Annotated in this window: 18 protein-coding genes; 13 read left to right on the forward strand and 5 right to left on the reverse strand. The window is 60.0% G+C overall.

Features of this window, described 5'->3' with window-relative positions:
- The first annotated feature begins 9 nt into the window (after positions 1-9).
- The 5 genes from ubiI (at position 10) to ACR6A7_RS15220 (ending at position 6,924) form a co-directional block, all read left to right on the forward strand.
- Positions 10-1,212 carry an FAD-dependent 2-octaprenylphenol hydroxylase gene (ubiI, locus tag ACR6A7_RS15200; RefSeq protein WP_434125799.1) on the forward strand — a complete coding sequence of 401 codons (1,203 nt, stop codon included), beginning with the start codon at positions 10-12 and terminating at the stop codon, positions 1,210-1,212.
- Between the two features lie 441 nt (positions 1,213-1,653).
- On the forward strand, positions 1,654-2,748 hold the full coding sequence (gene gcvT / locus ACR6A7_RS15205) for a glycine cleavage system aminomethyltransferase GcvT (protein WP_434125801.1): 1,095 nt from the start codon (positions 1,654-1,656) through the stop codon (positions 2,746-2,748).
- Positions 2,749-2,770: 22 nt separating this feature from the next.
- Complete coding sequence (gene gcvH, locus ACR6A7_RS15210) at positions 2,771-3,157, forward strand: glycine cleavage system protein GcvH (RefSeq protein WP_434125803.1); 387 nt, start codon at positions 2,771-2,773, stop codon at positions 3,155-3,157.
- 82 nt (positions 3,158-3,239) lie between these two features.
- Positions 3,240-6,113: an aminomethyl-transferring glycine dehydrogenase gene (gene gcvP / locus ACR6A7_RS15215; protein ID WP_434125805.1), complete on the forward strand. Its 2,874-nt coding sequence runs from the start codon at positions 3,240-3,242 to the stop codon at positions 6,111-6,113.
- Positions 6,114-6,171: 58 nt separating this feature from the next.
- Positions 6,172-6,924, forward strand: coding sequence for an SDR family oxidoreductase (locus ACR6A7_RS15220; RefSeq protein ID WP_434125806.1), 753 nt, complete (start codon positions 6,172-6,174; stop codon positions 6,922-6,924).
- A gap of 39 nt (positions 6,925-6,963) precedes the next feature.
- Here the strand turns inward: ACR6A7_RS15220 and ACR6A7_RS15225 are convergent, their stop codons facing one another.
- Positions 6,964-8,403, reverse strand: a complete 1,440-nt coding sequence (locus ACR6A7_RS15225; RefSeq protein ID WP_434125808.1) for a 6-phospho-beta-glucosidase — start codon at positions 8,401-8,403, stop codon at positions 6,964-6,966.
- Between the two features lie 113 nt (positions 8,404-8,516).
- Positions 8,517-9,236, reverse strand: coding sequence for a MurR/RpiR family transcriptional regulator (locus ACR6A7_RS15230; RefSeq protein ID WP_434125810.1), 720 nt, complete (start codon positions 9,234-9,236; stop codon positions 8,517-8,519).
- Between the two features lie 176 nt (positions 9,237-9,412).
- Between ACR6A7_RS15230 and trhA the strand changes: the two genes are divergently transcribed.
- The gene (gene trhA, locus ACR6A7_RS15235) at positions 9,413-10,063 is read left to right on the forward strand and encodes a PAQR family membrane homeostasis protein TrhA (RefSeq protein ID WP_434125811.1); all 651 of its coding nucleotides are present in this window, start codon (positions 9,413-9,415) and stop codon (positions 10,061-10,063) included.
- Between the two features lie 48 nt (positions 10,064-10,111).
- On the opposite strand, the gene ygfZ is transcribed toward trhA, so the two are convergent.
- Positions 10,112-11,095: a tRNA-modifying protein YgfZ gene (gene ygfZ / locus ACR6A7_RS15240; RefSeq protein ID WP_434125812.1), complete on the reverse strand. Its 984-nt coding sequence runs from the start codon at positions 11,093-11,095 to the stop codon at positions 10,112-10,114.
- 217 nt (positions 11,096-11,312) lie between these two features.
- Here ygfZ and sdhE point away from each other — a divergent pair, with 217 nt between their 5' ends.
- Positions 11,313-11,579 carry an FAD assembly factor SdhE gene (gene sdhE, locus ACR6A7_RS15245; RefSeq protein WP_434125814.1) on the forward strand — a complete coding sequence of 89 codons (267 nt, stop codon included), beginning with the start codon at positions 11,313-11,315 and terminating at the stop codon, positions 11,577-11,579.
- The gene (locus ACR6A7_RS15250) at positions 11,554-11,967 is read left to right on the forward strand and encodes a protein YgfX (protein ID WP_434125815.1); all 414 of its coding nucleotides are present in this window, start codon (positions 11,554-11,556) and stop codon (positions 11,965-11,967) included. Before sdhE ends, ACR6A7_RS15250 begins: the two co-directional genes overlap by 26 nt.
- Before the next feature lie 8 nt (positions 11,968-11,975).
- Here the strand turns inward: ACR6A7_RS15250 and fldB are convergent, their stop codons facing one another.
- Complete coding sequence (fldB, locus tag ACR6A7_RS15255; protein ID WP_434125817.1) at positions 11,976-12,494, reverse strand: flavodoxin FldB; 519 nt, start codon at positions 12,492-12,494, stop codon at positions 11,976-11,978.
- A 68-nt stretch (positions 12,495-12,562) separates the two neighbouring features.
- On the opposite strand from fldB, the gene xerD reads away from it, so the two are divergent.
- From xerD to recJ, 3 genes are read left to right on the forward strand one after another with little or no spacing between them, the layout of a single operon-like run.
- On the forward strand, positions 12,563-13,489 hold the full coding sequence (xerD, locus tag ACR6A7_RS15260; protein ID WP_434125818.1) for a site-specific tyrosine recombinase XerD: 927 nt from the start codon (positions 12,563-12,565) through the stop codon (positions 13,487-13,489).
- A gap of 21 nt (positions 13,490-13,510) precedes the next feature.
- Complete coding sequence (dsbC, locus tag ACR6A7_RS15265; RefSeq protein WP_434125819.1) at positions 13,511-14,221, forward strand: bifunctional protein-disulfide isomerase/oxidoreductase DsbC; 711 nt, start codon at positions 13,511-13,513, stop codon at positions 14,219-14,221.
- 6 nt (positions 14,222-14,227) lie between these two features.
- Positions 14,228-15,961 (forward strand): single-stranded-DNA-specific exonuclease RecJ, encoded by a 1,734-nt coding sequence (gene recJ, locus ACR6A7_RS15270; RefSeq protein ID WP_434125820.1) that lies wholly within the window; start codon positions 14,228-14,230, stop codon positions 15,959-15,961.
- A gap of 5 nt (positions 15,962-15,966) precedes the next feature.
- On the opposite strand, the gene ACR6A7_RS15275 is transcribed toward recJ, so the two are convergent.
- Positions 15,967-16,893 (reverse strand): Rpn family recombination-promoting nuclease/putative transposase, encoded by a 927-nt coding sequence (locus ACR6A7_RS15275; RefSeq protein WP_434125821.1) that lies wholly within the window; start codon positions 16,891-16,893, stop codon positions 15,967-15,969.
- Between the two features lie 270 nt (positions 16,894-17,163).
- On the opposite strand from ACR6A7_RS15275, the gene prfB reads away from it, so the two are divergent.
- Positions 17,164-18,262 (forward strand): peptide chain release factor 2 gene (gene prfB / locus ACR6A7_RS15280; protein ID WP_434125822.1). Its coding sequence is split into 2 segments (ribosomal slippage): positions 17,164-17,238 and positions 17,240-18,262, totalling 1,098 coding nucleotides; the frame shifts between segments, so codons are not numbered across the junction.
- 9 nt (positions 18,263-18,271) lie between these two features.
- Entirely contained in the window at positions 18,272-19,792 is a 1,521-nt protein-coding gene (gene lysS, locus ACR6A7_RS15285) for a lysine--tRNA ligase (protein WP_434125824.1), read from the forward strand.
- The last annotated feature ends 610 nt before the right edge of the window (positions 19,793-20,402 follow it).

The following is a 20,402-nucleotide window of genomic DNA, read 5'->3' on the forward strand; positions in this document are numbered from 1 at the left end:
GGGGCACCGATGCAAAGTTTTGATGTGGTTATCGCCGGCGGCGGCATGGTAGGACTGGCGGTCGCCTGCGGTTTGCAGGGCAGCGGGCTGCGCGTCGCCGTGCTGGAAAAAACGGCGGAGCCGCAGTTTGACGCCAGCGCTGCGCCGTCGATTCGCGTATCGGCGATCAACGCCGCCAGCGAGCGGCTGCTGCAGAAGCTGGACGTCTGGTCCGATATTCTGGCGCGTCGCGCCAGCGCCTATCACGGCATGGAGGTGTGGGATCGCGACAGTTTCGGCGCCATTAGCTTCGATGATGAGCAGCAGGGAGTGACCCATCTGGGACACATTGTCGAAAATCCGGCGATACACAGCGCCCTCTGGCAGCGCGCCAGCCGCTGCAGCGACGTTACCCTTATGGCGCCTTCGCAGCTGCAGCAGGTGGCGTTCGGCGAAAACGAAGCTTTTGTGACCCTGCAGGATGGCACCATGCTGACCGCGCGCCTGCTGATCGCCGCGGACGGGGCCAACTCCTGGCTGCGCAACAAAGCCGATATTCCGTTGACCTTCTGGGATTACGATCACCATGCGCTGGTGGCGAATATCCGCACCGAGCAGCCGCATGACGCGGTGGCGCGCCAGGTCTTCCACGGCGACGGCATTCTGGCGTTCCTGCCGATGCAGGATCCGCACCTGAGCTCAATCGTCTGGTCGCTCTCGCCGCAGGAGGCGAGTCGGCTGGAGAGCATGCCGCAGGCGCTCTTCAATCAGCAGCTGGCGGTGGCGTTCGATATGCGCCTCGGCCTCTGTGAACTGGCGAGCGAGCGTAAATCTTTTCCGCTGATGGCGCGCTACGCCCGTAATTTCGCGGCGCATCGTCTGGCGCTGGTGGGCGACGCCGCACATACCATTCATCCGCTGGCGGGGCAGGGCGTGAATCTCGGCTTTATGGACGCCGCAGAGCTGATTGGCGAAATCCGCCGCCTGCACCAGCAGGGCAAGGATATCGGCCAGCATCTCTATCTGCGTCGCTACGAGCGCAGCCGCAAACACAGCGCGGCGCTGATGCTGGCGAGCATGCAGGGCTTCCGCGAGCTGTTCGCCGGCACTCATCCGGCGAAAAAGCTGCTGCGCGATTTGGGGCTGAAGCTGGCGGATACGCTGCCCGGCGTCAAACCCACGATGCTGCGTCAGGCGATGGGGCTGCACGATATGCCTGCCTGGCTGCGCTAAGCCGCGCGGCGTCTTCTCGAAGCCAGCTTCGCGCTGGCTTTTTTACGCCTTTTGCTCAGCCTGCACCAAAAGCGAGCAGGGCTGCACCTTTAGCGCGCCTCGTTTGATTTATTCTAATTTCACCCCTCTCTTCGCATTAGTTTTATTTGTCTCATGCCTTCCTCTGCCAGGCGCGTTTTTAACATTTTGCGCGCCACTGCTGATTATCTTGCTGCGTATAACGGCGATGAACCTCTTTTCTGCGTGGTAAATCACAAAAACGCAGTTAATTATGCTGTCGTCTTTGCGCGGCGCTTAAAAGCCATGCTTCAATTCGACCCTGTACAGCTTATGGTTAAATCGTCTTTTCAATGATAACGTCAGGGAAAAGAGAACGTTTGCGCCGGGCGATAAGCAGGCTGACGCCCGCCCGAAACTTACCCGCTTCGCGACAGGATGGTTATGACTCAGCAAACCCCTTTGTTTGAACAGCATCAGGCCTGCGGCGCCCGCATGGTCGACTTCCACGGCTGGATGATGCCGCTGCACTACGGTTCGCAAATTGACGAACACCATGCCGTGCGTCAGGACGCCGGGATGTTCGACGTGTCGCATATGACTATCGTCGATCTGCACGGCGCGCAGACGCGCGACTTCCTGCGATATCTGCTGGCGAACGACGTTGCTCGCCTGACGCAGCCTGGCAAAGCGCTCTACACCGGCATGTTGAACGCCTCCGGTGGCGTCATTGACGATTTAATTGTTTACTTTATGAGCGAAGATTTTTTCCGTCTGGTGGTCAACTCGGCCACGCGCGAGAAGGATCTGGCGTGGATCGGCAAGCATGCTCAGGCTTATGGCGTGGCGCTGACCGAGCGCGACGACCTGGCGCTTATCGCCGTACAGGGGCCGCAGGCGCAGCAGAAGGCGCAGACGCTGTTCAACCCGGCGCAGCGCGAAGCGGTTGCCGGGATGAAACCCTTTTTCGGCGTGCAGTCCGGCGACCTGTTTATCGCCACTACCGGCTACACCGGCGAAGCGGGCTATGAAATTGCGCTGCCTGCCGCCGCGGCGGCAGATTTCTGGCAGCGTCTGCTGGCAGCAGGCGTTAAACCGGCTGGCCTGGGGGCACGCGACACGCTGCGTCTGGAAGCGGGCATGAACCTCTACGGCCAGGAGATGGACGAAGGCGTCTCGCCGCTGGCGGCCAATATGGGCTGGACCATCTGCTGGGAGCCAGCCGATCGCGATTTTATTGGGCGCGACGCGCTGGAGATGCAGCGTGAAAAAGGCACAGACAAGCTGGTTGGCCTGATCATGACGGAGAAAGGGGTGCTGCGCGGCGGCCAGCCGGTACGCTTTACCGACGCGCAGGGCCAGCCGCAGCAGGGCGTGATCACCAGCGGCTCCTTCTCGCCGACGCTCGGCTACAGCATTGCGCTGGCGCGCGTGCCGGCAGGCATCGGCGAAAGCGCTATCGTCGAAATCCGCCAGCGCGAAATGCCGGTAAACGTAACCAAACCTGTTTTTGTACGCGGCGGCAAGCCGGTTCAGTAATCTATTTTCAGGAGAAAGGGCGATGAGCAATGTGCCAAATGAATTGAAATACCGTGACAGTCATGAGTGGGTGCGTAAGGAAGCGGATGGCACCTTTACCGTCGGCATTACCGAGCACGCGCAGGAGCTGTTAGGCGACATGGTCTTTGTCGATCTGCCGGACGTCGGCAACAGCTACTCAGCGGGCGACGAATGCGCCGTCGCGGAATCGGTCAAGGCCGCGTCCGACATCTATGCGCCCGTCAGCGGCGAAATCGTCGCCGTCAATGAGGCGCTGGGCGATGCGCCGGAGCTGGTCAACAGCGAGCCCTACGCCGCCGGTTGGCTGTTCAGAATCAAAGCCAGCGACGAATCCGAGCTCGATTCGCTGCTGGACGCGGACGCCTATAAAGCCTCCATCGACGAATAAGCAACAGGGCGGCCAGACCTCGCTGGCCGCTTTTTATCCCTTGCTTTCTCTCTACTCCAGCCCGATTCAGGATTGACTGCACATGACCCAGACTTTGAGCCAGCTCGAACACAACGGCGCCTTTATTGAACGCCATATCGGTCCCTCGCCGGAACAACAGGCTTTGATGCTGGAGGCGATCGGCGCCAGCTCGCTGGACGCGCTGATCGGCACTATTGTGCCCGCCGATATCCAGCTGCCAGGCCCGCCCGCGGTGGGCGATGCGGCGACCGAGCAGCAGGCGCTGGCCGAACTCAAGGCGATTGCCAGTCAGAATCAGCGTTACAAATCCTGGATCGGTATGGGCTACAGCGCGGCGATCACGCCACCGGTGATCCTGCGCAATATGCTGGAAAATCCGGGCTGGTACACCGCCTATACCCCCTATCAGCCGGAAGTGTCGCAGGGCCGCCTGGAGGCGCTGCTCAACTTTCAGCAGGTGACGCTCGATCTGACCGGTCTGGACGTCGCCTCCGCCTCGCTGCTGGATGAAGCCACGGCGGCGGCGGAAGCGATGGCGATGGCGAAGCGCGTCAGCAAGCTTAAAAACGCCGGCAAATTCTTTATCGCCGACGATATCCATCCGCAAACGCTGGACGTGGTGCGCACCCGCGCCGAAACCTTCGGCTTCGAGCTGATTATCGACCGCGCCGAAAAAGCGCTGGATCACGACACGCTGTTCGGCGTGCTGCTGCAGCAGGTGGGCACCACCGGCGAGGCGCACGACTACAGCGCGCTGATCGCCGAGCTGAAAAGCCGCAAAGTCGTGGTCAGCGTCGCGGCGGACTTTATGGCGCTGGTGATGCTGGAAGCGCCCGGCAAGCAGGGGGCGGATATCGTGTTCGGATCGGCGCAGCGCTTCGGCGTGCCGATGGGCTACGGCGGTCCGCACGCCGCCTTTTTTGCCAGCCGCGATGAGCATAAGCGCTCAATGCCGGGCCGCATTATCGGCGTCTCGCGCGATGCTGCAGGCAACACCGCGCTGCGTATGGCGATGCAGACGCGCGAGCAGCATATCCGTCGTGAAAAAGCGAACTCCAACATCTGTACCTCTCAGGTGCTGCTCGCCAATATTGCCGGACTCTACGCGGTTTATCACGGTCCGAAAGGGCTGAAGCGTATCGCCTCTCGCATCCATCGTCTGACGACGATTCTGGCGGCCGGGCTGCAAAACGGCGGGCTGAAGCTACGTCACAACAGCTGGTTCGACACCCTGACGGTTGAGGTGGAGGATAAAGGTGCGGTGCTTAACCGCGCGCAGAGCTTCGGCGTCAACCTGCGCAGCGATATTCATCACGCGGTCGGCATTACGCTGGACGAAACCACGCGCCGCGAAGATGTGCAGGCGCTGTTCGCTATTCTGCTGGGCGACGAGCACGGTCAGGATATCGACAAGCTGGACGCCGCCGTCGCGGCCGACAGCCAGGCGATTCCTGCCGCGCTGCAGCGTCAGAGCGCCATCCTGACTCATCCGGTCTTTAATCGCCATCACAGCGAAACCGAGATGATGCGCTACATGCACAGCCTGGAGAAAAAGGATCTGGCGTTGAACCAGGCGATGATCCCGCTCGGCTCCTGCACCATGAAGCTGAACGCCGCCGCCGAGATGATCCCCATCACCTGGCCGGAGTTCGCCGAGCTGCATCCGTTCTGTCCGGCGGAGCAGGCCACGGGCTATCTGCAGATGATCGGCCAGCTGTCGCAGTGGCTGGTGCAGCTCACCGGTTATGACGCGCTCTGCATGCAGCCGAACTCCGGCGCGCAGGGCGAATACGCCGGGTTGCTGGCGATCCGTCGCTATCACGAAAGCCGTAACGAAGGCGGGCGCAACCTCTGCCTGATCCCCAGCTCCGCGCACGGCACTAACCCCGCTTCGGCACAGATGGCGGGCATGGAGGTGGTGGTGGTCGCCTGCGACAAACAGGGCAATATCGACCTTGGCGATCTGCGCGAAAAAGCGGCGCAGGCGGGGGAGCAGCTCTCCTGCATTATGGTGACCTATCCCTCGACGCACGGCGTCTATGAAGAGACCATCCGCGAAGTGTGCCAGATCGTGCATCAGCACGGCGGCCAGGTCTATCTCGACGGCGCCAATATGAACGCGCAGGTGGGCATTACCACGCCGGGCTACATCGGCGCGGACGTCTCGCACCTCAACCTGCACAAAACCTTCTGCATTCCGCACGGCGGCGGCGGCCCAGGCATGGGCCCGATCGGCGTGAAGGCGCATCTGGCGCCGTTTGTGCCGGGCCACAGCGTGGTGCAGATCGACGAGATGCTGACGCAGCAGGGCGCGGTCTCGGCGGCGCCGTTCGGCAGCGCCTCTATTCTGCCGATTAGCTGGATGTATATCCGCATGATGGGCGCCGAAGGGCTGAAGCGCGCCAGTCAGGTCGCGATTCTCAACGCCAACTATATCGCCAGCCGTCTGCAGTCGGCTTATCCGATCCTCTATGCCGGCCGCGACGGCCGCGTGGCGCACGAATGTATTCTCGACATTCGCCCGCTGAAAGAGCAGACCGGCATCAGCGAGCTCGATATCGCTAAGCGGCTCATCGACTACGGCTTCCATGCGCCGACCATGTCTTTCCCGGTCGCCGGCACCCTGATGGTGGAGCCGACCGAGTCTGAGAGCAAAATCGAGCTGGATCGCTTTATCGACGCGATGCTCTCTATCCGCATGGAGATCGATCGCGTGGCCGACGGCGAATGGCCAGCGGACGATAACCCGCTGGTGAATGCGCCGCATACCCAGGTCGAAATTGTCGGCGAGTGGAGCCATGCCTACAGCCGCGAGCTGGCGGTCTTCCCGGCGGGCAGCGACAATAAGTACTGGCCGACGGTGAAGCGCCTCGACGACGTGTTCGGCGATCGCAACCTGTTCTGCTCCTGCGTGCCGATGAGCGATTATCAGTAAACGCCGCGCAACGCTGTTATCAAGGGCCGCTTAGCTGGCCCTTTTTTGTGGAGAAAATATGACACTGGCTCTGGTGACCGGCGCAAGCCGGGGAATTGGCCGCGCGACGGCGCTTAAGCTGGCGCAGCGGGGCTACCGCGTGGCGGTTAACTATCTGAAGCGCGCTGACGAGGCGCAGCAGGTGGTGGCGCAGATTCGCGAGCAGGGCGGGGAAGCCTTTGCCGTGCAGGCGGATATCGCCGAGGAGGCACAGGTCAGGGCGCTGTTTCAGCGGCTGGACGCGGAGGCGATGCCGCTCGGCGTGCTGGTCAACAACGCGGGCATCCTCTTTACGCAGTGCCGGGTAGAGGACCTCAGCGCCGAGCGCCTGCAGCGCGTCTTCGCCACCAACGTCACCGGCACCTTTCTCTGCTGCCGCGAAGCGGTGAAACGCATGGGCACGCAGCACGGCGGCCTGGGCGGTTCAATTATCAACGTCTCTTCTGCCGCGTCGCGGCTGGGCGCGCCGGGAGAGTATGTCGACTATGCAGCATCGAAAGGGGCGATGGATTCGCTGACGAAAGGATTATCGCTGGAGGTGGCGGCGCAGGGCATTCGCGTCAACAGCGTCAGGCCTGGCTTTATCTATACTGACATGCATGCGGACGGCGGCGAGCCGGGACGCGTCGATCGCGTGGCGGCCACGGCGGGCGTCATCCCGATGGGGCGCGGCGGAGAAGCGGAAGAGATTGCTGAAGCGATTGTCTGGCTGGCGAGCGAGGCGGCCTCCTATATCACCGGCACCTTTATCGACGCCGCTGGCGGCCGCTGACCGCAGGGCCGCGCCCGTTACGGCGCAGCCCTGCGAGCATCAGAGGGTTTCGCCGTTGCTGGCAATGACCTGCTGATACCAGCCGAAGCTCTTCTTGCGCGAGCGGGCGAAGTCGCCGCTGCCGTCGTCATTTTTATTGACGTGGATAAAGCCGTAGCGCTTGTCGTACTGGCCGGTGGTAAACGAGACGCAGTCGATGCAGCCCCACGGGGTATAGCCCATCAGCTCGACGCCGTCGTGCGCCACCGCTTTTTTCATTTCGGCGATATGCGCGCGCAGGTAGTCGATGCGGTAGTCATCCTCAATCACGCCGTGCTCATTCGGCTTGTCGATAGCGCCAAAGCCGTTCTCAACGATGAACAGCGGCTTCTGGTAACGCTCATAAAGCGCGTTCAGCGCATAGCGCAGCCCGGTCGGGTCGATCTGCCAGCCCCAGTCCGACGCGCCGACGTGCGGGTTTTTTACCACGCCGTCGAAGCCGGTAATGGGATCGTCAACGCCGCTGGCGTCATGTTTTACCGCGTTGCTCATGTAGTAGCTAAAGCCGACGTAATCGGCGCAGCCGTTGCGCAGCGTCTCAGCGTCCTCCGCTTCCATTTCAATCTGATAGCCTTTGCGCGCCCACTCTTTCAGGGTATAGGCCGGCCAGGCGCCGCGCATCTGCACATCGCTAAAGACATAGCGCTGATGCATCGCTTCCTGCGCCAGCATCACGTCGTCAGGATGGCAGGAGTAGGGGTAAATCGGCACCATAGCGATCATGCAGCCGATCTGAAAATCGGGATTGATGGCGTGGCCGAGGCTGACCACTTTGGCGCTGGCGACAAACTGGTGATGCATCACCTGATACATCACCTCTTCCGGCTTCTCGTGCTCGGTGAACACCACGCCGGAGCAGCAGTAGCCGAACAGCGGATATTGCCAGTTGCGCTGGTTATTGATCTCGTTAAAGGTCATCCAGTACTTCACTTTGTGCTGATAGCGGCGCATCACCACGTCGCTAAAGCGCACGAAGAAATCGACCACTTTGCGACTGCGCCAGCCGCCGTACTGTTTTACCAGATGGTAAGGCATTTCAAAGTGGGAGAGGGTGATAACCGGCTCGATGCCATACTTGAGCAGTTCGTCGAACAGATCGTCGTAAAACTGCAGGCCCGCTTCGTTCGGCGCCTGCTCATCGCCCTCAGGGAAGATGCGCGTCCAGGCGATAGAGGTACGAAAACACTTAAAGCCCATCTCGGCAAACAGCGCGACGTCCTCTTTGTAGCGCGAGTAGAACTCCACGCCCTGATGGTTGGGATAGTGGTTACCCGGCTGCACGCCATCGGTGATGACGCGGCTGACGCCGTGCGAGCCGCCGGTCAGCACGTCGGCGATGCTGACGCCTTTGCCGCCCTGATCCCAGCCGCCCTCGACCTGATGCGCCGCCACCGCGCCGCCCCATAAAAAGTGTTGTGGAAAGCCTGATTCGTTATGCATATATCCCTCTCAGCGAAATAGATCTTGCCGCGAGTGTAGCAAAGCAAAAAAGGAAGTCACGCGATAACACCGGCGCGCCTGAGTAATATGTTACTTCGCTAAAACAGCCTGTTTTATTTATTCAGCAGGCGGCCAATAGCTTCGAGAATATACATAACCGGCACCTGCGTCGTGATGTCGGAATTGTCGCTCAGGCGGATAACCGGCACATGATAGGCCAGAGTGAAATCACTCATTTTCGCCAGCGAGCTGCTCTCAGAGTGGGTAATCGCCATGATCTGGCAGCGCCGCAGGCTGAACTGGCTGGCAAGGCGTAATATTTCTGGCGTCTCGCCGGAGACGGAGAGCAGTATCGCCAGCGTATTTTCATCCACGTTGCCGCTGACCGGATAATAGGGATCGTCGATATAGTGGCTGAATTTCCCGACGTTAGAAAAGAAGCGCGCGCCATATTTCGCCAGGCTGCCCGAGGTACCGGCGCCAATAAAGAAAAGCTGCTCGGCGCGATTAATCATCTGCGCGGCGCGGGAAATAAGCTCGCTGAATTCATCGTTATTAATACTTTTGAAAAAGCTGAGCATTTCGCTGACGCCGACGTTCGCCTGCGCGGGCTGTGCCTGCTGCTGCGCCAGCCGGAAACGAATGCGGAACTCCGACCAGCCGTCGCAATGCATTTTGCGGCAGAAACGCAGCACGGTGGTGGTCGAGACGCCCGCGCGTTCCGCCAGCTCACGGATGGTCATATAGCTGACGCTTTCCGGATGTTTAATGATGTCGTGATAAACCTGCATCTCGAGGTCATTCAGGCTGGCAAGATCGTGATGAGAGAACATCTGCGGGCGCGCTCATAAAAACGAAACTGCGCGCAGTGTAGCAGATTTGCGCGCTGCGCAGGCAGTAACAGGCATTCACAGTTTAATTTTAGCGTACACGTGTACACTCAAAATATTCCTGGCTATGCTGGAGGTCGGAAAATCTGCACCTGTCACTCGTTGAGGAACGCGCCATCATGAAAAATCGCCTGGCCCTTCAGGGCTACTCGCTCGCTGAGGAGATCGCCAACAGCATCAGCCACGGTCTCGGCTGCCTGCTCGGCATCGTCGGTCTGGTGCTGCTGCTGGCGCAGGCGACTGAAGCGGGCGCAAATGCTATCGCCATCACCAGCTACAGCCTCTATGGCGGCAGCATGATACTGCTGTTTCTCGCCTCTACGCTCTATCACGCTATTCCCCATCAGCGCGCTAAACGCTGGCTGAAAAAACTCGATCACTGCGCCATCTATCTGCTGATTGCTGGCACCTACACGCCTTTTCTGCTGGTGGGGCTGAAGTCGCCGCTGGCGCATAGGCTGATGGTGGTGATCTGGGGGCTGGCGCTGGCGGGCATCATTTTTAAGCTCACCATCGCGCACCGCTTTAAGGCGCTGTCGCTGGTGACCTATCTCTGTATGGGCTGGCTGTCGCTGGTAGTGATCTATCAGCTGGCGCTGACGCTTTCACCGGGCGGCGTCTGGCTGCTGGCGGCTGGCGGCATCATCTATTCGCTTGGGGTTATTTTCTACGTGGCGCGGCGTATCCCCTATAACCATGCTATCTGGCACGCCTTTGTGCTGGGCGGTAGCGCCTGCCACTTCTGCGCTATCTACTTTTACGTGAAGTAATCTACCGCGCCTGGCTCCCTGAGGGTGGGAGCCGGGCGCGGCCGGAGATTACGCTTCCAGCGAATAGGGCAGCGGCTTAATCAGCAGCCGTCCGCCTTCGTCGCCCTCGACGCGCAGCACGCTCTCGGGCTCCAGATCGTTGTTCATCACCACCTGTACCCACACCTCGCCATCGTCAAGCTGAACGGCGGCCAGCACCGTGCCGGTGCGGCGCCAGCGCTCGCCCATCTGTAGCTCCAGCGAATCGTTCGCCGTGGGCACCCGGCTCGCCTGACCGGCAAGCCAGTAGAGCGCGCGCTTGTTGGCGCCGCGGAATTTGGCGCGCGCCACCATCTCCTGGCCGGTATAGCAGCCCTTTTTAAAGCTGATGGCGTCAAGCGCCTGCAGGTTTGCGGCCTGTGGAATCAGCTGCGCGGCGGTTGCTGGCTCAATGACAGGGATACCCGCCTCGATGTCGAGCGCCAGCCACTGCGCGCTGTCATTCAGCTGCGCGTCGTCGGCCAGCTTCTGCTGTAGCGCCTGCGCCTGATCGCGCGTGGTGACGATCAGGAAACGCTCCGCGGGCGTCGGGAACCACAGCAGCGTGCTCTCCGCCTGCTGAACCATCGGATGATCGCCGTCCGGCAGGGCGTCGAACAGGCTGGTCAGCGCCGCGCGCGCCTGGAACCCCGCCACCCCCAGCAGCACCGCCTCATCGTCCGGCGCCAGCGTCACTTTCGAGAATACCGCATATTTTTTCAGTTCCGTCAGCTGCGTGTCGCGCAGTTCGCGGCGCACCAGATAGGCGTAACCTTCACCGCGATGGAACAGGCGCAGATTGCTCCACATCTTGCCTTTCGCGTCGCAGTGCGCCGCCGGGCGATGCTGATCCGCGCCCAGCGCGGCGACATCCAGCGTGAGCTGGCCTTGCAGATAAGAGGTGCTGTCGGCGCCCTGCACCGATACCAGCGCCCAGCCCTCCAGCGACATCAGGGTTAACGGCAGGCGAGAAGCGGCCACGGGCTGGCGCGGCGGTAAGCTGAAAATAGGCATTGGCTGTCCTGATTAAAAAGGTGAATCCTGAACTCAATGTTAAAAGAGCGCACTGGCTTTGCAACCGGTTTACGGAATCGGGCGCACAAATCGCGAGTCGGCGCGGCAACGGCAGGTCGACGTGCGCGACGCGTCGCACAGCCCGGCAACGGGCGCCTGCAGGCGTGAGAAAACCAGGTTACACTAGCCGCCTGTCTGAAATGCGGAAATCACACACATGGATATTCATGATAAATCGCGCATTCACTGGGCCTGCCGCCGCGGCATGCTGGAGCTGGATGTCGCTATTATGCCTTTCTTCAAATATGAATATGACACCCTTAACGACGTCGACAAACAGGCGTTTGTCGCCCTGCTTAAGGCCGACGATCCCGATCTTTTTAACTGGATGATGAATCATGGCGAACCCGCCGATCCGGAGCTGAAGCGTATTGTCCAGCTGATCCAGCAGCGCAACCGTGAACGCGGCCCCGTGGCAATGTAAGCTGCGGCCGTCGCGGCAGGCGCGCCTGCTGCACGGTGCACTCACGTCTGGCGCACTGCTCATCGTGGCGAGCGCGCCGCTGCCCGCCGCGTGCTGGCTGATTAAAATCCCGCTTTTGCTGCTGATGCTGCGTGAATGCTGGCAGCAGCAGCGCCGACTGACGCAGCGGCGCGGCATGCTGCAGCATAAAAGCGACGACAGCTGGCGCTGGCAGGGCGCACGCTGGCGCATTAGCGGACCCATCCGCTGGCTGCCGGGCGCGGCGCTGCTGGTGCTGCGCAGCGAGAAAGGGCGGACGCGCAGGCTGTGGCTCACGCAGGATATGATGCCGCGCGCGCGGTGGCGTCAGCTGCGCGCGCGCTTGCTTAGTCACGTGGAAAGAGAGTAGGCCGGGCGCTACAGCAGCGCGGCGGTCTCGGTCAGGATCTGCTCGCACCACTGTTCGATACGCTCATCGGTGACGTCAAACTGATTGACATCGTCCAGCGCCAGGCCGACAAACTGCGTGCCGTCGGCGCTAAGCGGACGCGGGCTGGTAAATTCATAGCCTGCCAGCGGCCAGTAGCCGACGAACGTCACGCCCATCGGCTGTAGCAGCTCATGCAGCATGCCCAGCGCGTCGAGAAACCATTCGCCATAGCCAAGCTGATCGCCCATGCCGTAGAGCGCGACGATTTTTCCGCGCAGGTTGAGCGTCGACAGCCGCGGCCAGATCGCTTCCCAGTCCTCCTGCAGCTCGCCGAAATCCCAGGTAGGGATGCCTAAAATCAGCAGGTCGTACTGCTCCATCAGCAGCGGATCGTCATCTTTCACGTTGTGCAGCGTGACCAGCTCAGCGCCGATAAAGTCGCGGATTTTCTCTGCGGCCATTTCGGTATAGCAGGTGCTTGAGCCGTAAAAAAGACCAATTTTCATGCAGATAATGCTCGAATTAAGACTGACTTTGGCGCAATTGTATCAGAAGCAGGGCGGATTCAGGCATAATGAGCACGATTTCACCTCAAGGCGGGGATACCGTGCAAGACAGCGACCTGACAGAACAGTTTCTGGATGCGCTCTGGATTGAGCGCAACCTGGCGCAAAATACCCTGTCCTCGTATCGTCAGGACCTAAAAACCCTGACCGACTGGCTGACGCATCGGGGGATGACGCTGCTGACGCTGCAGGCCGAGGATTTGCAACAGTTTCTCGCCGAACGGCTGGAAGGCGGCTATAAAGCCAGCAGTTCGGCGCGGCTGCTCAGCGCCATGCGCCGTATTTTTCAGTATCTTTACCGTGAGAAGCTGCGCAGCGACGATCCCAGCACGCTGCTGGCCGCGCCGAAGCTGCCGCAGCGGCTGCCGAAAGATCTCAGCGAAGCGCAGGTGGAACGACTGCTGCAGGCGCCCAGCACCGATATTCCGCTGGAGCTGCGCGATAAGGCGATGCTGGAGTTGCTCTACGCCACCGGGCTGCGCGTCTCTGAGCTGGTCGGCCTGACCCTGAGCGACGTCAGCCTGCGCCAGGGGGTGGTGCGCGTCATCGGCAAAGGGAATAAAGAGCGTCTGGTACCGCTGGGCGAAGAGGCCGTTTACTGGCTGGAGCACTATCTGGAACATGGCCGCCCCTGGCTGCTTAACGGAGAGACGCTGGACGTGCTGTTTCCCAGCAGCCGCGCGCAGCAGATGACGCGCCAGACCTTCTGGCACCGCATCAAGCATTACGCCGTGCTGGCGGGCATCGACAGCGAAAAGCTGTCGCCGCACGTGCTGCGGCACGCCTTTGCCACCCATTTGTTGAACCACGGCGCCGACCTGCGTGTCGTACAGATGTTGCTGGGACACAGCGATCTCTCTACCACGCAAATTTATACGCACGTCGCGACCGAGCGGCTGCGTCAGTTGCATCAACAGCATCATCCGCGCGCCTGACGCGGACATTAAGGAAAGAAGATGAAGAAATTTCTCCTGCTGGCCCTGTTGGCTGGCGCCTTCAGCAGCGTAGCGCAGGCCGATGACGGCGCGATCCTGCAGTCGCTGAAAAAGCTGGGACTGAAGCAGACGGAAATCGTGCCTTCGCCGCTGCCGGGATTTAAAACCGTGCTGACGGAAAGCGGCGTCATTTACGTGACCGAAGACGGCAAGCATATGATTCAGGGCCCGCTCTACGACGTGAGCGGCGCGCAGCCGGTCAACGTCACCAATCAGCTGCTCGACAAAAAGGTCGAGGCGCTGGCACCGCAGATGATCGTTTATAAAGCGGCGAAAGAGCAGCACGTGATTACCGTTTTCACCGACATCACCTGCGGCTACTGCCGCAAGCTGCATGAGCAGATGGCCGACTACAACGCGCTGGGCATTACGGTGCGCTATCTCGCCTTCCCGCGCGAAGGGCTGCACGGCCAGGTGGAAAGCGCCATGAAGGCGATCTGGTGCGCTGCCGATCGCAACAAGGCGTTTGACGAAGCGATGAAGGGCAACGCGCCGCAGATGAGCGCGCCAGAGAGCTGCAAGATCGATCTCGATCAGCACTACAAGCTGGGCATCCTTTACGGCATCCAGGGCACGCCAGCTATCCTGACCGACTCCGGCATGATGATCCCGGGCTATCAGGGGCCGCAGGAGCTGAAGCAGGTGTTGGATCAGCAGAAGCGCGGTGGCTAATTGGCAGTGATTAAAACAGTAGAACTGCGGCGGCGCGAGATCGGCGTCGAGGACGCGCTTCCGGCCGATCTTCCGCCGCTGCTTAAACGTCTCTATCTACAGCGCGGCGTGCGCAGCGCGGCTGAGCTGGAGCGCGGCGTAAAGCATTTGCTGCCGTTCTCCTCGCTCAACGGGCTGGATGCGGCGGTGGAGCTGCTACATCAGGCGCTGCTCGACGGACGCCGCATTATGGTGGTGGGCGATTTCGACGCTGACGGCGCCACCAGCACCGCGCTGACGGTGCTGGCGCTGCGCAGCATGGGCGGCCATAACGTGCAGTATCTGGTGCCTAACCGCTTCGACGACGGCTACGGCCTGAGCCCGGAAGTGGTGGAGCAGGCGCGCGCGCGCGGTGCGCAGCTGATCCTGACGGTCGATAACGGCATCTCGTCCCATAGCGGCGTCGCCTGCGCCCATCAGTACAACATTCCGGTGCTGGTCACCGATCACCATCTGCCCGGCGACACCCTGCCTGAGGCGGAAGCGATAGTGAATCCTAACCTGCACGACTGTGCATTCCCGTCGCGCGCGCTGGCGGGCGTCGGCGTCGCCTTCTATCTGATGATGGCGCTGCGCGCGCATCTGCGTAAGCTGGGCTGGTTTGGCGCCACGCGCGCGGAGCCTAACCTGGCGGAGCTGCTGGATCTGGTGGCGCTTGGCACCGTCGCCGACGTGGTGCCGCTCGACGTCAATAACCGCATTCTGGTGTGGCAGGGGCTTGGCCGCATTCGTGCCGGAAAATGCCGTCCCGGCATTCGCGCGCTGCTGGAGATCGCCAATCGTGACGCGCGCCAGCTGGTGGCGAGCGATCTCGGCTTCGCCCTCGGCCCGCGCCTGAATGCGGCGGGGCGGCTTGACGATATGTCGGTGGGCGTTTCGCTGCTGCTTACCGACGACATTACCCAGGCGCGGATGCTGGCCAACGAACTCGATGCGCTTAATCAGACGCGCAAAGAGATTGAGCAGGGCATGCAGAGCGAGGCGCTGGCGCTCTGTATGGCGCTGGAGCGTCAGCAGACCGAGCTGCCGCTGGGGCTGGCTTTCTATCATCCCGAGTGGCATCAGGGCGTAGTGGGCATCCTCGCCTCGCGGCTGAAAGAGCGCTTTTATCGTCCGGTTATTGCGTTCGCGCCTGCGGGCGACGGGACGCTGAAAGGCTCTGGACGGTCAATTCCCGGCCTGCACCTGCGCGACGCGCTGGAGCGGCTCGATACGCTCTATCCCGGTATGATGCTGAAGTTCGGCGGCCACGCCATGGCGGCGGGTCTGTCGCTGGAAGAGACGCAGTTTGAGGCGTTTCGCCAGCGCTTTGCCGACCTGCTGGGGGAGTGGCTGAGCGAAGAGTCGCTGCAGAGCGTTATCTGGTCTGATGGCGCGCTGCAGCCAGGCGAGTTCAGTCTGCAGACTGCCGAGCTGCTGCGCGAAGCGGGCCCCTGGGGACAGGCGTTTCCTGAGCCCGCTTTCGACGGCAGGTTCAAGCTGCTGCAGCAGCGGCTGGTGGGGGAGCGGCATCTCAAAGTGATGCTGGAGCCGCTCGGCGGCGGCCCGCTAATCGATGGCATCGCCTTTAACGTCGACACCACCCTGTGGCCCGACAACAGCGTGCGTCAGGTGGAGCTGGCCTTTAAGCTCGATATCAACGAATACCGCGGCAATCGCTCGGTGCAGTTAATTATTGACCATCTCTGGCCGCTGAGTTAAGGCTCTCAATGGCGGATCTGCTGCAGATCCGCCGCCGACAGCCCGGTCACTTCCTGCACCAGCGTCAGGTCGATTCCTCTGGCCAGCATATTGCGCGCAATCGCCAGCCTCGCCTCGCGCTGGCCTTCATTGCGGCCTTCATTGCGGCCTTCGCTAAGGCCCTGCTCTCGTCCCATCTGCTTAAGCTGTTCTGCAATCGTCATCAGTTCCTCCTTTTGCTGCGGCACGCGCTGCGCCAGCTGTTCAATAAAGCTTTTCGCCTGCGCCGCTTCGCCCGCCTGAATCATATAGTTAATCAGCGCCAGCCGCTGTTTGCGGGTCACTGAATCCTGCAGCATAAGCGTCACCAGCCGCTCAAACAACCCGGTGAGATCACGCTGGCGAATATGTTTCTGCAGCAGCGTCAGCGCGGCCATACTGCGATGACGCGCAATTTCGCTGTCGGCCATAACGGTGACGTCGACCAGCGGAAAGGGGCCGCCATAGAGGCGCGAGGCCAGTTCCGGCTCGCTGAAGAGCGCTGTCCAGCGCATGCTGAAGGGCCAGGGAGATTGCTTACCGTGATAGAAAAGCAGCGGGATCACCAGTGGCAGATGACGATGGCCAGCATCCAGATGGCGCTGCATTACCGCGATGGCGTACCGCATCAGCCGGAATGCCATCAGCCGGTCCGTCGAGCTTTGATGTTCAATGATGACGTAGACATAGCCCGTTTTTCCTGTGGTTTGCAGCGAGTAGAGAATATCACTGTAGTAAGCGCGCAGATCTTCTTCGATAAAACTGCCGGAGGTGAGGCGCAGCGTCGAGAGATCGCAGATGCGTAGCAGCCAGTCCGGCAGGTGCAGCGCTAAAAAGTCGCGTGCGGTATGCACATGGGTAAGAAAGGTTTTGAATACGGCGTCATGCGGCGTAGTGCTTTTTTTTCCTGTCATCATCGTCCCTTTGTTTTCGCTCCTGTAACGCCAGGCTAGCACGATCCCTTGGGCGGCGAGGGCTGGGAGAGAGAGTAAAGGTCATCCGCGCGACGCACCGCACAACGCGGACTGCGCCGCGCCTGCCCATCACATAAAAGCGCGCGCCGCGCCGCACATTTCACAGGCTGTCGCCGCTGCCAGCGCGCGACTGAAACCCTACAATCTCACGGCTATTTCAGTTAGACTGCGGGGTTTCTATCCCGATATTCAGCGAAAAGACCCGAAGCCATGTTTGAAATTAATCCGGTTAAAAACCGCATCCAGGACCTCACCGAGCGCAGCGCCGTTCTTAGGGGGTATCTTTGACTACGATGCCAGGAAAGAACGCCTCGAAGAAGTAAACGCCGAACTGGAGCAGCCAGACGTCTGGAACGAGCCTGAACGCGCCCAGGCGCTGGGCAAAGAGCGCTCGTCGCTGGAAGCGATCGTGCAGACGCTGGATCAGATGTCACAGGGCCTGGAAGATGTGCAGGGTCTGCTTGAGCTGGCCGTAGAAGCCGAAGACGAAGAGACCTTTGACGAAGCGGTCGCAGAGCTCGATACGCTGGAAAGCAAACTGGGCGAGCTGGAATTCCGTCGTATGTTCTCCGGCGAATATGACAGTGCCGACTGCTATATCGATCTGCAGGCAGGTTCCGGCGGCACCGAAGCGCAGGACTGGGCCAGTATGCTGATGCGTATGTATCTGCGCTGGGCCGAATCCAAAGGATTTAAAACCGAAATCATTGAAGAGTCAGAGGGCGAAGTGGCGGGCATCAAATCCGTAACTATTCGCGTCTCAGGCGACTACGCCTTTGGCTGGTTGCGTACCGAAACCGGCGTGCATCGCCTTGTGCGTAAGAGTCCGTTTGACTCCGGCGGCCGCCGCCACACCTCATTCAGCTCTGCGTTTATCTATCCGGAAGTGGATGACGATATCGATATCGACATCAACCCGGCGGATCTGCGCATCGACGTCTACCGCGCGTCGGGCGCGGGCGGTCAGCACGTTAACCGTACAGAGTCGGCGGTGCGTATCACCCATATTCCTACCGGCACGGTGACGCAGTGTCAGAACGACCGCTCTCAGCATAAAAACAAAGATCAGGCGATGAAACAGATGAAGGCGAAACTGTACGAGCTTGAGATGCAAAAGAAAAATGCTGAGAAGCAGGCGCTGGAGGATAATAAGTCCGACATCGGCTGGGGCAGCCAGATTCGCTCCTATGTGCTGGATGACTCCCGTATCAAGGATCTGCGCACCGGCGTTGAAACCCGCAACACTCAGGCGGTGCTGGATGGCGATCTTGACCGTTTTATCGAAGCAAGTTTAAAAGCAGGGCTATAAGGAACCGACATGTCTGAACAACAACCGCAGAGCGCTGATGCCGCCCTTGAGTTAAATAACGAACTAAAAGCGCGTCGCGAAAAACTCAGCGCGCTGCGTGAAAACGGCGTGGCGTTTCCTAACGATTTCCGCCGCGACACCACCTCGGACGCGCTGCACGCGCAGTATGACGAGAAGAGCAACGAAGAGCTGGAAGATTTAGGCGTTGAGGTCAGCGTTGCCGGTCGTATGATGACCCGCCGCATTATGGGCAAGGCGTCGTTCGTGACGCTGCAGGACGTGGGCGGCCGCATTCAGCTCTACGTGGCGCGCGACGATCTGGCGGAAGGCATCTATAACGAGCAGTTCAAGAAGTGGGATCTTGGCGATATCCTCGGCGCGCGCGGTAAGCTGTTCAAAACCAAAACCGGCGAGCTGTCGATCCACTGTCATGAGCTGCGCCTGCTGACCAAAGCGCTGCGTCCGCTGCCGGACAAATTCCACGGCCTGGCCGATCAGGAAACCCGCTACCGTCAGCGTTATCTGGACCTTATCGCTAACGACGAGTCGCGCAACACCTTTAAAATTCGCTCGCAGATCATGGCTGGGATCCGCCAGTTCATGGTCGGCCGTGACTTCATGGAAGTCGAAACGCCGATGATGCAGGTGATCCCGGGCGGCGCCTCTGCGCGTCCCTTTATTACCCATCACAACGCGCTCGATATCGATATGTATCTGCGCATCGCGCCGGAACTCTACCTGAAGCGTCTGGTGGTCGGCGGCTTCGATCGCGTATTCGAAATCAACCGCAACTTCCGCAACGAAGGTATCTCGCCGCGCCATAACCCTGAGTTCACCATGATGGAACTCTATATGGCCTACGCGGACTACAAAGACCTGATCGAGCTCACCGAAAGCCTGTTCCGCACCCTGGCGCAGCAGGTTCTCGGCACCACAAAGGTCCCTTACGGCGACCAGGAGTTCGATTTTGGCAAGCCGTTTGAGCAGCTGACCATGCGCGAAGCGATCAAAAAGTACCGCCCGGAAACCGATCTGGCGGATCTGGATGATTTCGATAAAGCGGTAGCGATCGCCCGTGCGATCGGCATCAAGGTCGAGAAGAGCTGGGGCCTGGGCCGCGTAGTGACGGAGATTTTCGAAGAGACGGCGGAAGCGCATCTGATTCAGCCAACCTTTATCACCGAGTATCCGGCGGAGGTGTCACCGCTGGCGCGCCGCAACGACGAGAACCCGGAAATCACCGATCGCTTTGAGTTCTTTATCGGCGGCCGCGAAATCGGTAACGGCTTCTCCGAGCTGAACGACGCAGAGGACCAGGCGGAGCGTTTCCAGCAGCAGGTTAACGCTAAAGACGCTGGCGACGATGAAGCGATGTTCTACGACGAAGATTATGTGACGGCGCTGGAGCATGGCCTGCCGCCGACGGCGGGTCTGGGCATCGGCATCGACCGCATGGTGATGCTGTTCACCAACAGCCATACCATCCGCGACGTGATCCTCTTCCCGGCGCTGCGTCCGAACGCGAAGTAAGCAGCGGTAATAATCTAAAACGGGCGATTATCTTGCCCGGTCGCTTATCTCCGCTCAGGCACCTGTAAGCAGAGCAGAGCAGAACGGCAGCATTGAATAAGGCCAGGCGAAAGCCTGGCCTTTTTTTGTCTGAGCATGCTTCCGGATAATAACAGCCGTGTCTGAGTGCCGGGAGAAAAAGCGGCTGCGTTTAGCCTGCTGTAGCAATCAAATTTATCTCAATAATTAATGCTGCCTGGTATGCAAAAATAATATACCTGTGAGGCCAGGCAATATTTAAGCTGATTATAGATTTATTGCCAAGCGATAAATAGCCTGCGCTTAACCGTCCTTAATGTTCGATAATTTTATAAGGTGCAATGCCAGGTGAACGTGTTACTGGCAAGCCTCGCTTTCCTGGCGCTGCCGTTTTTTATATTTTACATAAACAAAAACCAGGTTCCATTTTGAATGGGCTGTGTTTTCATTTTCTTCGACGAAGAGCCCGTTATGAAATCTTTTTTTACATTACAAAATAAATAATAAGCGCTCAGATTGCGGGCGGAACCTTGATGTGGGCGGTGATTTTTATAAAAAATCCTTTTAATACAATATAGTGAGTATCTCTATT

Source organism: Pantoea phyllosphaerae, assembly GCF_051025595.1.
In the GTDB taxonomy this organism is placed as follows: Bacteria; Pseudomonadota; Gammaproteobacteria; order Enterobacterales; family Enterobacteriaceae; genus Pantoea.

Excerpts from the sequence above, each read along its gene's own strand:
- fldB (WP_434125817.1), bottom strand. The coding sequence starts at position 12,494 with ATGAAAATTGGTCTTTTTTACGGCTCAAGCACCTGCTATACCGAAATG.
- dsbC (WP_434125819.1), top strand. The coding sequence starts at position 13,511 with ATGAAGAAATTTCTCCTGCTGGCCCTGTTGGCTGGCGCCTTCAGCAGC.
- xerD (WP_434125818.1), top strand. The coding sequence starts at position 12,563 with ATGAGCACGATTTCACCTCAAGGCGGGGATACCGTGCAAGACAGCGAC.
- ACR6A7_RS15275 (WP_434125821.1), bottom strand. The coding sequence starts at position 16,893 with ATGACAGGAAAAAAAAGCACTACGCCGCATGACGCCGTATTCAAAACC.
- gcvP (WP_434125805.1), top strand. The coding sequence starts at position 3,240 with ATGACCCAGACTTTGAGCCAGCTCGAACACAACGGCGCCTTTATTGAA.
- sdhE (WP_434125814.1), top strand. The coding sequence starts at position 11,313 with ATGGATATTCATGATAAATCGCGCATTCACTGGGCCTGCCGCCGCGGC.
- trhA (WP_434125811.1), top strand. The coding sequence starts at position 9,413 with ATGAAAAATCGCCTGGCCCTTCAGGGCTACTCGCTCGCTGAGGAGATC.
- ygfZ (WP_434125812.1), bottom strand. The coding sequence starts at position 11,095 with ATGCCTATTTTCAGCTTACCGCCGCGCCAGCCCGTGGCCGCTTCTCGC.
- lysS (WP_434125824.1), top strand. The coding sequence starts at position 18,272 with ATGTCTGAACAACAACCGCAGAGCGCTGATGCCGCCCTTGAGTTAAAT.
- ACR6A7_RS15225 (WP_434125808.1), bottom strand. The coding sequence starts at position 8,403 with ATGCATAACGAATCAGGCTTTCCACAACACTTTTTATGGGGCGGCGCG.
- ACR6A7_RS15230 (WP_434125810.1), bottom strand. The coding sequence starts at position 9,236 with ATGTTCTCTCATCACGATCTTGCCAGCCTGAATGACCTCGAGATGCAG.
- ACR6A7_RS15220 (WP_434125806.1), top strand. The coding sequence starts at position 6,172 with ATGACACTGGCTCTGGTGACCGGCGCAAGCCGGGGAATTGGCCGCGCG.
- gcvH (WP_434125803.1), top strand. The coding sequence starts at position 2,771 with ATGAGCAATGTGCCAAATGAATTGAAATACCGTGACAGTCATGAGTGG.
- gcvT (WP_434125801.1), top strand. The coding sequence starts at position 1,654 with ATGACTCAGCAAACCCCTTTGTTTGAACAGCATCAGGCCTGCGGCGCC.
- ubiI (WP_434125799.1), top strand. The coding sequence starts at position 10 with ATGCAAAGTTTTGATGTGGTTATCGCCGGCGGCGGCATGGTAGGACTG.